The 14,588-nt window shown below is 71.2% G+C and carries 13 protein-coding genes; 7 read left to right on the forward strand and 6 right to left on the reverse strand.

Annotation, left to right across the window (positions count from 1 at the left end):
* Nucleotides 1-108: 108 nt before the first annotated feature.
* From ilvD to AB0I98_RS27980, 4 genes are all read right to left on the reverse strand, one after another.
* On the reverse strand, nt 109-1,962 hold the full coding sequence (gene ilvD, locus AB0I98_RS27965) for a dihydroxy-acid dehydratase (RefSeq protein WP_362946571.1): 1,854 nt from the start codon (nt 1,960-1,962) through the stop codon (nt 109-111).
* 167 nt (nt 1,963-2,129) lie between these two features.
* Nucleotides 2,130-2,735, reverse strand: coding sequence for a TetR family transcriptional regulator (locus AB0I98_RS27970; RefSeq protein WP_362946573.1), 606 nt, complete (start codon nt 2,733-2,735; stop codon nt 2,130-2,132).
* A complete protein-coding gene (locus tag AB0I98_RS27975) occupies nt 2,732-3,556 on the reverse strand; it encodes a sugar phosphate isomerase/epimerase (RefSeq protein ID WP_362946576.1) in 825 nt (274 codons plus the stop codon). Before AB0I98_RS27975 ends, AB0I98_RS27970 begins: the two co-directional genes overlap by 4 nt.
* A gap of 135 nt (nt 3,557-3,691) precedes the next feature.
* Nucleotides 3,692-4,624, reverse strand: a complete 933-nt coding sequence (locus tag AB0I98_RS27980; RefSeq protein WP_362946579.1) for a Ppx/GppA phosphatase family protein — start codon at nt 4,622-4,624, stop codon at nt 3,692-3,694.
* An 83-nt stretch (nt 4,625-4,707) separates the two neighbouring features.
* On the opposite strand from AB0I98_RS27980, the gene AB0I98_RS27985 reads away from it, so the two are divergent.
* Nucleotides 4,708-5,565, forward strand: a complete 858-nt coding sequence (locus AB0I98_RS27985; RefSeq protein ID WP_362946581.1) for a hypothetical protein — start codon at nt 4,708-4,710, stop codon at nt 5,563-5,565.
* 45 nt (nt 5,566-5,610) lie between these two features.
* Here the strand turns inward: AB0I98_RS27985 and AB0I98_RS27990 are convergent, their stop codons facing one another.
* Nucleotides 5,611-7,344: a hypothetical protein gene (locus AB0I98_RS27990; RefSeq protein WP_362946583.1), complete on the reverse strand. Its 1,734-nt coding sequence runs from the start codon at nt 7,342-7,344 to the stop codon at nt 5,611-5,613.
* A gap of 196 nt (nt 7,345-7,540) precedes the next feature.
* Here AB0I98_RS27990 and radA point away from each other — a divergent pair, with 196 nt between their 5' ends.
* Entirely contained in the window at nt 7,541-8,950 is a 1,410-nt protein-coding gene (gene radA, locus AB0I98_RS27995; RefSeq protein WP_362946586.1) for a DNA repair protein RadA, read from the forward strand.
* 82 nt (nt 8,951-9,032) lie between these two features.
* Nucleotides 9,033-10,157, forward strand: coding sequence for a DNA integrity scanning diadenylate cyclase DisA (disA, locus tag AB0I98_RS28000; RefSeq protein WP_362946588.1), 1,125 nt, complete (start codon nt 9,033-9,035; stop codon nt 10,155-10,157).
* Nucleotides 10,158-10,263: 106 nt separating this feature from the next.
* Here the strand turns inward: disA and AB0I98_RS28005 are convergent, their stop codons facing one another.
* Nucleotides 10,264-11,106, reverse strand: a complete 843-nt coding sequence (locus AB0I98_RS28005) for a hypothetical protein (RefSeq protein WP_362946592.1) — start codon at nt 11,104-11,106, stop codon at nt 10,264-10,266.
* Nucleotides 11,107-11,310: 204 nt separating this feature from the next.
* Between AB0I98_RS28005 and AB0I98_RS28010 the strand changes: the two genes are divergently transcribed.
* From AB0I98_RS28010 to cseB, 4 genes are all read left to right on the forward strand, one after another.
* Nucleotides 11,311-12,246, forward strand: coding sequence for an A/G-specific adenine glycosylase (locus tag AB0I98_RS28010; protein ID WP_362946595.1), 936 nt, complete (start codon nt 11,311-11,313; stop codon nt 12,244-12,246).
* Between the two features lie 244 nt (nt 12,247-12,490).
* Nucleotides 12,491-13,048, forward strand: a complete 558-nt coding sequence (locus tag AB0I98_RS28015; RefSeq protein WP_362946597.1) for a SigE family RNA polymerase sigma factor — start codon at nt 12,491-12,493, stop codon at nt 13,046-13,048.
* A 101-nt stretch (nt 13,049-13,149) separates the two neighbouring features.
* On the forward strand, nt 13,150-13,713 hold the full coding sequence (locus AB0I98_RS28020) for a hypothetical protein (RefSeq protein ID WP_362946776.1): 564 nt from the start codon (nt 13,150-13,152) through the stop codon (nt 13,711-13,713).
* A gap of 162 nt (nt 13,714-13,875) precedes the next feature.
* On the forward strand, nt 13,876-14,580 hold the full coding sequence (cseB, locus tag AB0I98_RS28025) for a two-component system response regulator CseB (protein WP_362946600.1): 705 nt from the start codon (nt 13,876-13,878) through the stop codon (nt 14,578-14,580).
* Nucleotides 14,581-14,588: the final 8 nt, after the last annotated feature.

Here is a 14,588-nt window from a genome sequence, read left to right on the forward strand (position 1 = left end):
CAGCCCAGGTCGCACACGAAAGGGCCGCCCCCGCGGAGGCGGCCCTCAAACCCCGGGCGCTCAAGACCTCAGGCCCCCAAAGCCTCAGGCCGTCAAAAGCCCAATCCCTCAGCCCAGCATCGACACATCCCGCACAGCACCCTTGTCCGCACTGGTGGCCATCGCCGCATACGCCCGCAGCGCCGCCGAAACCTTGCGGTCCCGGTTCTTCGGGGCGTACACCCCATTCAGGGCCTGCTCGCGGCGGGCCAACTCGGCGTCGTCCACGAGCAGTTCGATGGTTCGGTTGGGGATGTCGATGCGGATGCGGTCGCCGTCCTCGACGAGGGCGATCGTGCCGCCGGACGCGGCCTCCGGGGAGGCGTGGCCGATGGAGAGGCCGGAGGTGCCGCCGGAGAAGCGGCCGTCGGTGATCAGGGCGCAGGTCTTGCCGAGGCCGCGGCCCTTGAGGAAGGAGGTGGGGTAGAGCATCTCCTGCATGCCGGGGCCGCCCTTGGGGCCCTCGTAGCGGATGACGACGACGTCGCCGTCGGTGACCTGCTTATTGAGGATCTTCTCTACGGCCTCTTCCTGCGACTCGCAGACGACCGCCGGACCCTCGAAGGTCCAGATCGACTCGTCGACGCCGGCCGTCTTCACCACGCAGCCGTCGACCGCCAGGTTGCCCTTGAGGACCGCCAGGCCGCCGTCCTTGGAGTACGCGTGCTCGGCGGAGCGGATGCAGCCGCTCTCGGCGTCCTCGTCCAGGGCTTCCCAGCGCTCGGACTGGGAGAAGGCCTCGGCGGAGCGGACGCAGCCCGGGGCCGCGTGCCACAGTTCGAGAGCTTCCGCCGACGGGGAGCCGCCGCGCACGTCCCACGTCTTGAGCCAGTCCGCGAGCGACGGGCTGTGCACGGCGTGCACGTCCTCGTTCAGCAGGCCCGCGCGGTGCAGTTCGCCGAGAAGGGCGGGGATGCCGCCGGCGCGGTGCACGTCCTCCATGTAGTACGTGCGGTTCTTGGCGACGTTCGGAGCGACCTTCGCCAGGCAGGGCACGCGGCGCGAGACCTCGTTGATCTCCTCCAGGCCGAACGGGACGCCCGCTTCCTGGGCCGCCGCCAGCAGGTGCAGGATCGTGTTGGTGGAGCCGCCCATCGCGATGTCCAGCGCCATCGCGTTCTGGAAGGCGGCGAAGGTGGCGACGTTGCGCGGCAGGACCGTCTCGTCGTCCTGCTCGTAGTACCGCCGGGTGATGTCCATGACCGTGCGGGCCGCCGCCTCGTACAGCCCCTTGCGGGCCGTGTGGGTCGCGAGCACCGAGCCGTTGCCCGGCAGCGAGAGGCCGATGGCCTCGGTCAGGCAGTTCATGGAGTTGGCGGTGAACATGCCGGAGCAGGAGCCGCAGGTCGGACAGGCGTTCTCCTCGATACGGAGGATGTCCTCGTCCGAGATCTTGTCGTTCACGGCGTCGGAGATCGCGTCGACCAGGTCGAGCGTACGGACCGTGCCGTCGACCAGCGTGGCGCGGCCGGACTCCATCGGGCCGCCGGAGACGAAGACCGTGGGGATGTTCAGCCGCAGGGCCGCGTTCAGCATGCCCGGGGTGATCTTGTCGCAGTTGGAGATGCAGATCAGGGCGTCGGCGCAGTGGGCCTCGACCATGTACTCGACCGAGTCCGCGATCAGGTCGCGGGAGGGCAGGGAGTACAGCATGCCGCCGTGGCCCATCGCGATGCCGTCGTCCACCGCGATGGTGTTGAACTCGCGCGGGATGCCGCCCGCCTCGACGATCGCCTGGCTGACGATCCGGCCCACCGGCTGGAGGTGGGTGTGGCCCGGCACGAACTCCGTGAAGCTGTTGGCGACCGCGATGATCGGCTTGCGGCCGATGTCCGCACCGGGTACACCGGAGGCGCGCATAAGGGCGCGGGCGCCCGCCATGTTGCGGCCGTGGGTGACTGTGCGGGACCTCAGCTCGGGCATCGTCGCTCGCTCCTTCGGAGAATTCTGCCGAGAATATTGATTGCTTCGAGCGTACGCCGGGGCACTGACAGCCGGACACCACGTCCGGAATGCGGGATGCGCGTCTCAGAGATTCGGATGGGCCACGCGCCTGGCTTCAGGGATTCGTCTGGGCCACGCGCCTGGCTTCAGGGATTCGTCAGGTGTCCCTGCACCACCGGCGCCACCCGCGTGATGATCTGCTCCACGTCCACCGACGCCACCGGCTCGATCTTGATCACGTACCGCATCATCGCGACGCCGACGAGCTGCGCCGCCGCCAGCTCGGCCCTCAGCTCCGCGTCCGGGGCGTCGAGCTCACCGGCGATGCGGCGCATCAGCTGCGCGGAGACGAGTCGGCGGAAGACGGCCGCCGCGGCCTCGGTGTTCACCGCGGACCGCACGATCGCGAGCAGCGGTGCGCGGGTGACCGGGTTCTCCCAGAGCCCAAAGATCACCCGGGTCATGCGCTCCCCGACGTCGTCGAGCGGACCCTCGAGGACCACGTCACGCACCTTAAGGGCCGGCGCGAAGGCGACCTCGACGGCCGCCTCGAAGACCTGCTCCTTGGTGCCGTAGTAGTGGTGGACCAGCGCCGAGTCGACTCCGGCCGCCTTGGCGATGGCACGCACGGACGTCTTCTCGTAGCCCCGCTCGGAGAACTCCTCGCGGGCCGCGTTCAGGATGCGGTCGCGGGTGTCGGCGGATTCCGTACGACGGGGTCTGCCGCGCCTTCGGGCGGTCGCGTCGGTCATCGCCGGGGCGCCTGCACGGCCGACGCCAGATGGAGGCGGGTGAAGGCGAGCGCTTCCGCGAGGTCGGCCTCGCGTTCGGCGCTGGACATCGCGCGCCGGGTGTTGACCTCGATGACGACGTGGCCGTCGAAGCCGGTCAGGGCGAGCCGTTCCAGCAGCTCGGCGCAGGGCTGGGTGCCGCGGCCCGGCACGAGGTGCTCGTCCTTGGCCGAGCCCCGGCCGTCCGCGAGGTGGACATGGCCGAGCCGGTCCCCCATGCGGTCGACCATCTGGATCGCGTCCGAGCGCGCCGTCGCCGTATGGCTGAGATCGATCGTGAAGTGGCGGTAGTCGTCCTTGGTGACGTCCCAGTCGGGGGCGTACGCGAGCATCTCGCGGTCGCGGTAGCGCCAGGGGTACATGTTCTCCACCGCGAACCGCACATCTGTTTCGTCGGCCATACGCCAGATCCCGGCGACGAAGTCACGGGCGTACTGACGCTGCCAGCGGAACGGGGGGTGTACGACGACCGTGCTCGCGCCCAGCTTCTCGGCCGCCGCCCGGGCGCGCTGGAGCTTGACCCAGGGGTCGGTGGACCAGACGCGCTGCGTGATGAGCAGGCAGGGGGCGTGCACGGCCAGGATCGGGATGCGGTGGTAGTCCGAGAGGCGGCGCAGGGCCTCGATGTCCTGGCTGACCGGGTCGGTCCACACCATGACCTCGACCCCGTCGTACCCGAGGCGTGCGGCGATCTCGAAGGCCGTCGCCGTCGACTCCGGGTAGACCGAGGCGGTCGAGAGGGCGACCTTCGCGTCCGGGATCCGTACGGCTGGGTTTGCCACGAGGGAAAGGGTACGTGTCTCTCGGGGGTGGGTCGGGGTTGGTGTTCGCCTATTCGCCGTTGTGCGGCTTCATCGTGTGCGAGTGCGGGTTGTCGGTGGTTGCTCGCGCAGTTCCCCGCGCCCCTATCGGGGCGCTTATGCGGAGCCCATGTGATCAAGTCGCCGCAGGATCACGCCCTCCCGCAGCGCCCACGGGCAGATCTCCAGCGTCTCCACGCCGAACAGGTCCATCGTGCCCTCCGCCACCAGTGCGCCGGCCAGGAGCTGGCCCGCGCGTCCCTCCGAGACCCCCGGGAGTTCCGCGCGCTGAGCCGCGGTCATCCCCGCCAGCTGTGGAACCCAGGCCTCCAGGGACTCGCGCTTGAGGTCGCGTTGGACGTAGAGGCCCTCGGTGGAGCGGGCGGCGCCGGCTATGCGGGCCAGCTGCTTGAAGGTCTTCGAAGTGCCGACGACGTGGTCCGGGGGGCCGAAGCGGGTGAACTCGCCGACGCTGCGGGCGATCTGGGCGCGGACATGGCGGCGCAGGGTGCGGATCGCCTCGGGGTCGGGCGGGTCGCCGGGGAGCCAGGCGGCGGTGAGGCGGCCGGCGCCGAGGGGGAGGGAGACGGCGGCGTCGGGCTCCTCGTCGATGCCGTACGCGATCTCCAAGGAGCCGCCGCCGATGTCCAGGACCAGCAGCTTTCCCGCCGACCAGCCGAACCAGCGGCGGGCGGCGAGGAAGGTGAGGCGGGCCTCCTCGGCGCCGGTGAGGACCTGGAGCTCGACGCCGGTGTCGGCGTGCACGCGCGCGAGGACGTCGTCGGCGTTGGTGGCCTCGCGCACGGCGGAGGTGGCGAAGGGCAGCAGGTCCTCGACGCCCTTGTCCTCGGCGGCCTGGAGCGCCTCGCGGACGACGCCGATCAGCCGGTCGACGCCGTCGGGGCCGATCGCTCCGTCGTCGTCGAGGAGTTGAGCAAGGCGCAGTTCCGCCTTGTGCGAGTGGGCGGGCAGGGGGCGCGCGCCGGGGTGCGCATCCACCACCAGGAGGTGCACCGTGTTCGATCCCACGTCGAGGACACCGAGTCTCATGTACAGAACGCTACTGCCAGCGAAGACCTGCACCGCCACCTCGGCGGTCCCGGAACGGGTTCCGGGCGACTTACCCTGGTCCCGTGCCAAAGACGAAAAAGACGAAGGACGAAAAGTCGGCCAAGAAGGTCAAATCCGGCAAGGGTTCTTCGCAGGCGAAGGCGGCCGAGCAGCCGAAGGTCCCGCGCGTGAGCGACGAGAAGGGCCTCGACTTCGCACGCGCATGGGTGGAATTTCCTGATCCGGCGGACGAAGAGCAGCTCTTCCGCTGCGATCTGACCTGGCTGACCTCGCGGTGGAACTGCATCTTCGGCAGCGGCTGCCAGGGCATCCAGGCCGGCCGCGCGGACGACGGCTGCTGCACGCTGGGCGCGCACTTCTCCGACGAGGACGACGAGAAGCGGGTCGCCGGGCATGTGGCGAGGCTCACGCCGGAAATCTGGCAGCACCATGACGTGGGCACCCAGACCGGCTGGGTGTCGGTCGACGAGGACGGCGACCGGCAGACCCGCCCGTATCAAGGCTCGTGCATCTTCCAGAACCGGCCCGGTTTCGCCGGCGGCGCGGGCTGCTCGCTGCACATCCTCGCCCTGAAGGAGGGCCGCGAGCCGCTGGAGACCAAGCCCGACGTGTGCTGGCAGCTGCCGGTCCGGCGGACGTACGAATGGATCGACCGGCCCGACGACACGCGCGTGCTCCAGGTGTCCATCGGTGAGTACGACCGCCGGGGCTGGGGTCCGGGCGGCCACGACCTGCACTGGTGGTGCACCTCGGCGACCTCGGCGCACGGTGCCGGCGATCCCGTCTATGTGTCGTACCGGGCGGAGCTGACCGAGCTGATGGGCAAGGCGGGCTACGACCGGCTGGTCGAGCTGTGCGAGGAGCGGCTGGCGTCGCAGCTGCCGTTGCTGGCGCCGCATCCGGCGGATCCGGTGGAGTGAGCCGCTGCGGATCGCGGTGGGTCGGACGGCTCGTTGATTGAGCCGCTACGACGGGGGCGCGCTCGGGGCCCCGGTGTCGCTCGGCGACGGAGGCGGCGGACCTGACGGGTCCCCCGGATCGGTCGGCGACGGCTCGGTGGGGGTCGGGCTCGGGTCTGCCGAGGTCGGGGGCGGGTCGCTCGGCGTGGGCTCGGTGGGGGTCGGGTCGGGCGGGGTCGGAGTGGGGTCTGAGGTCGACGGGGGCGGGTTGCCGGGGGTGCCCGGAGCGGGTCCCGGGTGGGACGGGGTGGGCGCGGTGCCGTAGCCCTCGATGGAGACGACGGCGCCGGCCGGTGAGATCGCCACGCGCGCGCTCCAGGGCCCGGACGGCTCGCGCAGATGGTCGACGTACACCTTGATCGTCAACGAGTCGCCGGGGGCGAGGGTTCCCGCGGACTGGCTCAGATAGAGCCAGGGGGCGGCGGTGGTCGCGGACCAGCGGACGGGCGCGGAGCCGGTCGCGGTGAGGGTGAGGAGCGTGGTGTCGCCGCTGTGGCCGGCCGTCACCTCGAGGCGGGCCTTCTGGGCGGCGCCGGTGACGCTGATGACCTCCACCGAGACGTCGGGCCTGCCGCCCGTCGCGAAGCGCGTGCCGGGCCTGGTGCGGGCGTTGCCGGCGTGCTCGTAGCCGCCGTCCGCCGTCTCGCCGTCCAGGCCGCCAGGGCCGTGCGCCTCGCTCGCGGTGGCAGAGCTGCCCTCCTGGCCCTCGGCGGCCGGTGTGCCGCGGTAGGCCGCCCACAGGGCGAGCACGGGTGCGGCCACGACGGTGGCGACCACCGTGGTCGTGAGGGCACGCGCGCGTAGCCGGTCTCTGCGGGCCGCGCGGTCCTTGGGGTCCATCGGGAAGCCGCGCCGGTCGAAGCGGGGAGCGGCGATCCGCGCGCGCGGGCCGTGCGCCAGGGCGATGTGCAGCTCCGCGCGGGGCGCCTCCAGGACGGGCAGTTCGGCGGTGGTGGCGTTCGCGCCGGGCCAGCGGCCGGGGATCGCGCGCTCGGCGGTACGGCGGCAGCGCGGACAGTCGTCCACGTGCCGCACCAGCTCACGGCGGACGGCGGCGCTGAGCACCAGCTGGTTGTCGCCGGTGAGGCGGGCGACGCCCGGGCAGCCGCCGGTCTCCACGACGGCGAGGGCGGCACGCGTGCGTTCCACCTCGCAGGCGGCGGAGGCGAGCAGTTCGCGGGCGGCGGCCAGGTCCAGGCCGAGGACGGCGGCGACCTCGTGCGCGGCGAGGTGGTGGCGCACGGCGAGTTCGAGCGCCTCGCGCTGCTCCGGGGTGGTGCCGGCCGCCTCCGGCCAGGCGAGCAGGGAGAGTTCGCACCGGCGCTGCTCCTGGACCTGCGGGGAGACGGGCGGCGCGGGGGACTCCTCGGTGCGCCGCCGGTCGCCGGTATGTCGTCCCGCGGCGTGGGTGGCATGACGTTTCTGCTTGGCCTCGGCCAGCTTGCGCAGGCAGGCCCAGCGGGCCAGCGCGTACAGCCAGGCCCTGCGGTCGCCGGCCGCGTCCGGGCCGCGCCGGCCACGCCGTTCGGCCAGCACGAGGACGTCTCCGAGGGCGGCGGTGGCCGCGTCGTGGTCGCACAGCACGGACAGGCAGTAGGTGAACAGGCCGTCAAGGTAGGGCTCGTAGCGCGCGGACGGCCGCTGCGCCAGCGTGCGCGCGGCAGCACGGTCACGCGCCTCCCGGTGCGCCTTGTGTGCGCCGGTGGTGCGGGTCGTGGTCTCCGAACTGCTGCTCATCACCCGTGGACCGTAGGCGGCGGGGGTTGGCGGCTTCTCGCCCCTTGAGCACTTTTAATCCATACGGGTGAAACGATCCCTCATAAGGGGACAGGAACGCAGGATTCCATGGTTCTGGACGCCCAACGCGGCGGCGATGGTGCCGGGCGTCACACGTCCGGCGGCAGGGTTGTCAGTGCTCCCGGCTACGGTTCTCCGCATGGCTGCCCGTACGAAATCCACCAAGGACCGCCCGTCCTACCGCTGCACGGAGTGCGGCTGGCAGACGGCGAAGTGGCTCGGTCGGTGCCCCGAGTGCCAGGCGTGGGGGACGATCGAGGAGTACGGCACGCCCGCGGTCCGTACGACGACACCGGGGCGCGTCACCACCTCAGCGCTCCCCATCGGCCAGGTCGACGGCCGTCAGGCCACCGCCCGCTCCACCGGCGTGCCCGAGCTGGACCGGGTGCTCGGCGGCGGCCTGGTCCCCGGCGCCGTGGTGCTCCTCGCGGGCGAGCCCGGCGTCGGCAAGTCGACGCTCCTGCTCGACGTGGCGGCCAAGGCGGCGAGCGACGAGCACCGCACGCTCTACGTCACGGGCGAGGAGTCGGCGAGCCAGGTCCGGCTGCGCGCCGACCGCATCAAGGCCCTGGACGACCACCTCTATCTCGCCGCCGAGACCGATCTGGCCGCCGTGCTCGGCCACTTGGACGCGGTGAAGCCGTCCCTGCTGATCCTCGACTCCGTGCAGACGGTGGCCTCCCCGGAGATCGACGGCGCACCCGGCGGCATGGCGCAGGTGCGCGAGGTGGCCGGGGCGCTGATCCGGGCCTCCAAGGAGCGCGGCATGTCCACGCTCCTTGTGGGCCATGTCACCAAGGACGGCGCCATCGCGGGACCCCGGCTCCTCGAGCACCTCGTGGATGTCGTCCTGAGCTTCGAGGGCGACCGGCACGCGCGCCTCAGGCTCGTACGAGGCGTCAAGAACCGGTACGGCACCACGGACGAGGTCGGCTGCTTCGAGCTGCACGACGAGGGCATCACCGGCCTCACCGACCCGAGCGGCCTGTTCCTGACCAGGCGGGCCGAGCCGGTGCCCGGCACCTGCCTGACCGTCACGCTGGAGGGCCGCCGCCCCCTGGTCGCCGAAGTCCAGGCGCTGACCGTCGACTCCCAGATCCCCTCCCCCCGCCGCACCACATCCGGCCTGGAGACCTCCCGCGTCTCGATGATGCTGGCCGTCCTGGAGCAGCGGGGCAGAATCAGCGCGTTGGGCAAACGAGACATTTACTCCGCGACGGTCGGCGGCGTGAAGCTCTCCGAGCCCGCCGCGGATCTGGCCATCGCCCTCGCCCTGGCGTCCGCCGCGAGCGACACCCCCCTGCCGAAGAACCTCGTCGCGATCGGCGAAGTGGGGCTCGCGGGCGAGGTCAGACGGGTCACGGGCGTGCAGCGCAGGCTCTCCGAAGCACACCGCCTGGGCTTCACGCACGCGCTCGTGCCGGGCGATCCCGGCAAGATCCCCGCCGGTATGAAGGTCCTGGAAGTGGCCGACATAGGGGACGCTCTGAGAGTCCTTCCGCGCTCGCGTCGCCGAGAGGCCCCACGGGACGAGGAGGACCGCCGGTAGACTTTGCCCTGGTCTCGCCCGTGCGTACGAACCGAGTGTGCGAAACGGGAGCGCCAGAAGTACCTGCGACCGGAGGAGTGCAGTGGCAGCCAACGACCGGGCGGCAGCTCCCGGAAAGTCCGGCGGGAGTTCCGGTGCCGATGGCCTGATGCGCGCCTCACTGAGCGCCGTGGCACCCGGCACGGCCCTGCGCGACGGCCTTGAGCGGGTGCTCCGCGGCAACACCGGCGGACTCATCGTGCTCGGCTTCGACAAGACCGTCGAGGCGATGTGCACGGGCGGATTCGTGCTGGACGTCGAGTTCACGGCGACGCGGCTGCGCGAGCTGTGCAAGCTCGACGGCGGCATCGTGCTCACCTCCGACCTGTCGAAGATCCTGCGGGCGGGTGTGCAGTTCCTGCCCGACGCGACGATCCCGACGGAGGAGACCGGCACCCGGCACCGCACGGCCGACCGGGTCTCCAAGCAGGTCGGCTTCCCCGTCGTCTCCGTCTCCCAGTCCATGCGCCTGATCGCGCTGTACGTCGACGGCCAGCGCCGCGTCCTGGAGGACTCGGCGGCGATCCTGTCCCGCGCGAACCAGGCGCTGGCGACCCTGGAGCGGTACAAGCTCCGCCTGGACGAGGTCGCGGGAACGTTGTCAGCGCTGGAGATCGAGGACCTGGTGACGGTCCGGGACGTCTCCGCCGTCGCCCAGCGCCTGGAGATGGTGCGCCGCATCGCCACCGAAATCGCCGAGTATGTGGTCGAACTGGGCACGGACGGACGGCTCCTGGCCCTCCAGCTCGACGAGCTGATCGCCGGCGTGGAGCCCGAGCGCGAGCTGGTCGTCCGGGACTACGTCCCCGAGCCCACCGCGAAACGCTCCCGCACCGTCGAAGAAGCCCTCTTCGAACTGGACGCCCTCACCCACGCCGAACTCCTCGAACTCGCCACGGTGGCACGGGCATTGGGCTACACCGGATCCCCCGAAGCCCTCGACACCGCGGTATCACCCCGCGGCTTCCGCCTCCTGGCAAAGGTCCCCCGCCTCCCGGGCGCCATCATCGACCGCCTCGTAGACCACTTCGGCGGCCTGCAGAAACTCCTCGCCGCAAGCGTGGACGACTTGCAGACGGTCGACGGCGTAGGCGAGGCAAGGGCACGTAGCGTGCGGGAAGGCCTGTCGAGGCTGGCGGAGTCGTCAATCCTGGAACGGTACGTCTAGTCACGCAGTCGCTGCAGCGCCCCTTTAGGGGCGCGGGGAACTGCGCGACCAGCCACAACGGACCCGCAGACGCCAACCGACCAATCGCGGCACCCACGCGAAGCGCTTAGTCCTTCTCCAGCACAAACGACGTCTGCACCTTCGCAAACCCCGGCGCCGCAGCCTCCACCAAATACGTCCCCGCCCCAGCCGCCCCCACCGAAGGCGTAGCGCACTCTGGAGCGCTGCCCTTCCGGTCCCACTCCACGGTGTACGTGATGCTGCTGCCGGCAGGCACCCGGTACAACAGGCTCCCGGAGGACTTCACGCAGTCCTCGGACGACCAGAAATCGTCGTCCTCCCCCGCCTGAGTGATCGTCAACACCGTGCTCTCAGGCCCGAGATCGACCTTGCAGTCGGCCGCGGAGGAGTTCGTCGCGGTCAGTACCAGCGTCGGCGTCTGCCCCGGCCCGTACGCGTTGTGCTCACTGCGCAGGCTCAACTTCACCGCTCCGGTGGTGCAGTTGGGCAGCGTGGACCCGGCCGGGAGCGTGTCCCCCGTACCGACACCACCACCGCTACCGGCACCGCCCTCGGACCCGCCACCCGCGGATCCGTCGTCGCCCCCGCTGTCACCGTTGGCCCCGTCGGAGGTTCCGCCCGTGTCCCCGCCGCCCGAACCCGACCCGGAGGAGGACCCGTTGGAGTCCCCGTCCCCCGTCTCGTCGCGCCCGCCCGGCGCCTGGCTGATCGCGGGGCCGGAGCCGGACGGTCCGGGCGTGATGGTGGACGGCGTGGGACTTCCGTCGCCGTTGGCACCGTCGGCGCCGTTCTTGCCGCCGCCTCCGCCCATGGTGACGATCCAGGTGATCAGCAAGGCCAACAGGGCGATCACAGACAGCAGTACGGCCCTCCGACGCCAGTAGATGGAGGAGGGAAGCGGCCCGACCGGATTGCGCAGAGATCCCACGGCGCAAACTGTACGAGAGATCGGCGCCGTCGCTGCCCCCACCCGCCGCCCTGCGTCAACTTTTCCAGATCATCATCCCGGCCCGACGCCACCGAACAACAGGGACGCGGCGCACACCCACGACCGCCGTCACACCGGCGACCCACCGACCGGCCGTGGCCAAAGCAGCCCAAGCGCCGCACGCCGTGGCAGGATCGGAAGGCCATGACTGCGCCCACGATGCCCCAGCCCCCGCACCGCGCCGGTACCGCCGCCGACCGTCTTCTCGGCGAGCCCCTGCACTCCCCCGTCATCGCCTGGTTCGACGAGCACGCCCGCGATCTGCCGTGGCGGCGGCCCGAAGCCGGGCCATGGGGGGTGATGGTCAGCGAGTTCATGCTCCAGCAGACCCCGGTCAACCGCGTCCGGCCCGTCTACGAGCAGTGGCTGGCCCGCTGGCCCCGCCCCGCCGACCTGGCGAAGGAGGCTCCCGGCGAGGCCGTCCGCGCCTGGGGCCGGCTCGGCTACCCGCGCCGCGCGTTGCGGCTGCACGGCGCCGCCGTCGCCATAACGGAACGGCACGGCGGTGACGTACCGACGGATCACGCCCAGCTGCTGGCGCTGCCCGGCATCGGCGAGTACACGGCCGCCGCGGTCGCCTCCTTCGCGTACGGCCAGCGGCATGCCGTGCTCGACACCAACGTCCGCCGGGTCTTCGCCCGCGCGGTCACCGGCGTCCAGTACGCGCCGAACGCCACCACCGCCGCCGAGCGCAAGCTCGCCCGCGCGCTGCTGCCCGAGGACGAGCGGACCGCCGCCCGCTGGGCCGCCGCCTCCATGGAACTCGGGGCGCTGGTGTGCACCGCGAAGAACGAGACCTGCCACCGCTGCCCCATCGCCGCCCAGTGCGCCTGGCAGCTCGCGGGCAAGCCCGAGCACGAAGGCCCGCCGCGCCGCGGGCAGACGTACGCGGGCACCGACCGGCAGGTACGCGGCAAGCTCCTCGCCGTGCTGCGCGACGCCCACGCGCCGGTCCCGCAGTCCGTCCTGGACCGGGTGTGGCACGAGCCGGTGCAGCGCGCCCGGGCCCTCGACGGCCTCGTCGCGGACGGGTTGGTGGAGCCGCTGGCGGGGGGTCTGTACCGGCTGCCGCTGAGCTGACGTACAGCCGAGTCACAACGCAACACAGGGAAACCTCAGCCCCTCCCACCCCCAAATCACCCCATACCCAACCCATCCCACCTGCACGTTTACGTCCGCCCTACCTCTGTTACACAACCGACGGACAGCCGAGCGCTAGCCGCAGGCTGCTTCGCACAGCGCCGTGACAACGCCTCCGTAGCTTCATTTCTGTGCCCGACGGGGTGGCACAGCTACAGAAGCACGGGGATGGAGGCGGTCGATCATGGAGCAGGGCGAGGTGGGCGCAGTGGGCGAGGTGCTCGAGTTCGAGGAGTACGTCCGTACCCGGCAGGACGCGCTGCTGCGCAGTGCCCGCCGCCTGGTCCCGGACCCGGTCGACGCGCAGGACCTGCTCCAGACCGCGCTGGTACGGACGTACGGCCGCTGGGAGGGCATAGCCGACAAGCGGCTGGCGGACGCCTATCTGCGCCGCGTGATGATCAACACGCGGACCGAGTGGTGGCGGGCGCGCAAGCTGGAGGAAGTGCCGACCGAGCAGCTCCCGGACGCCTGCGTCGACGACGCCACCGAGCAGCACGCGGACCGTGCCCTGCTGATGGACATCATGAAGGTGCTGGCTCCCAAGCAGCGCAGCGTCGTGGTGCTGCGACACTGGGAGCAGATGTCCACGGAGGAGACGGCCGCCGCCCTCGGCATGTCGGCCGGAACGGTCAAGAGCACGCTGCACCGGGCGCTCGCCCGGCTCCGCGAGGAGCTGGAGCGCCGCGATCTGGACGCACGCGCGCTGGAGCGTGAGGAGCAGGAGCGGTGCGCGGCTTGACCGACCCGGATCCCGAAGCGGGCCAACGGGCCACCGCGGGTCGGGGCACCTTGCAGGCGGCGTTCACGGCGGTGGCCGTGCTCGCCGCCCTCGGCCTTTTCATGTCCGCCTGCGGCACCGGCGGCACCGGCGCCCGTGACGAGGGCCCCGCGCACGCCGAGGCAGTGGCGGGCGCGAGCGTGTCACCTCCCGCTTCGCCCTCCGCGACCCCGGACAGCCTGGGCGCCGTCAAGCTGGTACAGGACGACCCAGCCGTCTCGGCCGGGGTCAAACGCGAGTTGAAGCCCTGTATCGGCGACGAGTACCCGGTCGACGTGTCGTACGGCGACCTGACCGGAGGACCGGCGAACGATGTCGTCGTCAATGTGCTGACCTGCGGAGATGCGGTAGGAGTCGGCTCGTATGTGTATCGCGAGGAAGACGGGCGGTACGAGAATGTGTTCAAGGCCGAGGAACCGCCGGTCTACGCCGAGATAGACCGCGGCGACCTGGTGGTGACCAAGCAGGTGTACGAGAAGGGTGACCCGGTGTCGAGTCCGTCCGCCCAGGATGTGATCACGTACCGCTGGCTGGCGTCGGGCCGCTTCAACGAGGAGGGCCGCGTACGCAGCGACTACAGCAGCGGCGTCGGCGGGGATCCCACCGACGCACCGGAGACCGGCTGAGGCGTGAACCGATCGGGCGGGCCGGGACGATCCCCTAGTGAACCGCCTGCACGACGATCCGCCTGCACGACCAACCGCCCAGCACGATGAACCGCTCGCACGATTCCTACGTCAGCACAGTGAACGCACCACGAGACTCATACGAGGACAGAGAGCATCGGGATGGCAGACCAGACCCACGTCTTGTTCGTCGAGGACGACGACGTCATCCGTGAGGCCACGCAGCTCGCCCTGGAGCGGGACGGCTTCGCGGTCACCGCGATGCCCGACGGGCTGTCCGGCCTGGAGGCGTTCCGGGCGAACCGCCCCGACATCGCGCTGCTCGACGTGATGGTCCCGGGCCTGGACGGCGTCAGCCTGTGCCGCCGTATCCGGGACGAGTCGACGGTGCCGGTGATCATGCTGTCCGCGCGGGCCGACTCCATCGACGTCGTGCTGGGTCTGGAAGCCGGCGCGGACGACTATGTGACCAAGCCGTTCGACGGTGCCGTGCTGGTCGCGCGGATCCGGGCGGTGCTGCGCCGCTTCGGGCACGCGGGCGGCGCCGGGCAGCCGGAGGAACCCGAGTCCCTGCCGGGCGGCGGCGTGCTGACCTTCGGTGAGCTGGAGATCGACACCGAGGGCATGGAGGTGCGCAAGGGCGGGCAGCCGGTGGCGCTGACGCCCACGGAGATGCGGCTGCTCCTGGAGTTCTCGTCGGCGCCGGGCACGGTTCTGTCGCGGGACAAGCTCCTGGAGCGCGTGTGGGACTACGGCTGGGGCGGTGACACGCGCGTGGTGGACGTCCATGTACAGCGGCTGCGTACGAAGATCGGCCAGGACCGTATCGAGACGGTTCGCGGCTTCGGCTACAAGTTGAAGGCCTGAGCAGGGGT

The organism is Streptomyces sp. NPDC050211 (genome assembly GCF_040656035.1).
GTDB lineage: Bacteria > Actinomycetota > Actinomycetes > Streptomycetales > Streptomycetaceae > Streptomyces.

Excerpts from the sequence above, each read along its gene's own strand:
- AB0I98_RS28020 (WP_362946776.1), top strand. The coding sequence starts at position 13,150 with ATGTCCGCCTGCGGCACCGGCGGCACCGGCGCCCGTGACGAGGGCCCC.
- AB0I98_RS27970 (WP_362946573.1), bottom strand. The coding sequence starts at position 2,735 with ATGACCGACGCGACCGCCCGAAGGCGCGGCAGACCCCGTCGTACGGAA.
- ilvD (WP_362946571.1), bottom strand. The coding sequence starts at position 1,962 with ATGCCCGAGCTGAGGTCCCGCACAGTCACCCACGGCCGCAACATGGCG.
- cseB (WP_362946600.1), top strand. The coding sequence starts at position 13,876 with ATGGCAGACCAGACCCACGTCTTGTTCGTCGAGGACGACGACGTCATC.
- AB0I98_RS28010 (WP_362946595.1), top strand. The coding sequence starts at position 11,311 with ATGACTGCGCCCACGATGCCCCAGCCCCCGCACCGCGCCGGTACCGCC.
- AB0I98_RS27980 (WP_362946579.1), bottom strand. The coding sequence starts at position 4,624 with ATGAGACTCGGTGTCCTCGACGTGGGATCGAACACGGTGCACCTCCTG.
- AB0I98_RS28015 (WP_362946597.1), top strand. The coding sequence starts at position 12,491 with ATGGAGCAGGGCGAGGTGGGCGCAGTGGGCGAGGTGCTCGAGTTCGAG.
- radA (WP_362946586.1), top strand. The coding sequence starts at position 7,541 with ATGGCTGCCCGTACGAAATCCACCAAGGACCGCCCGTCCTACCGCTGC.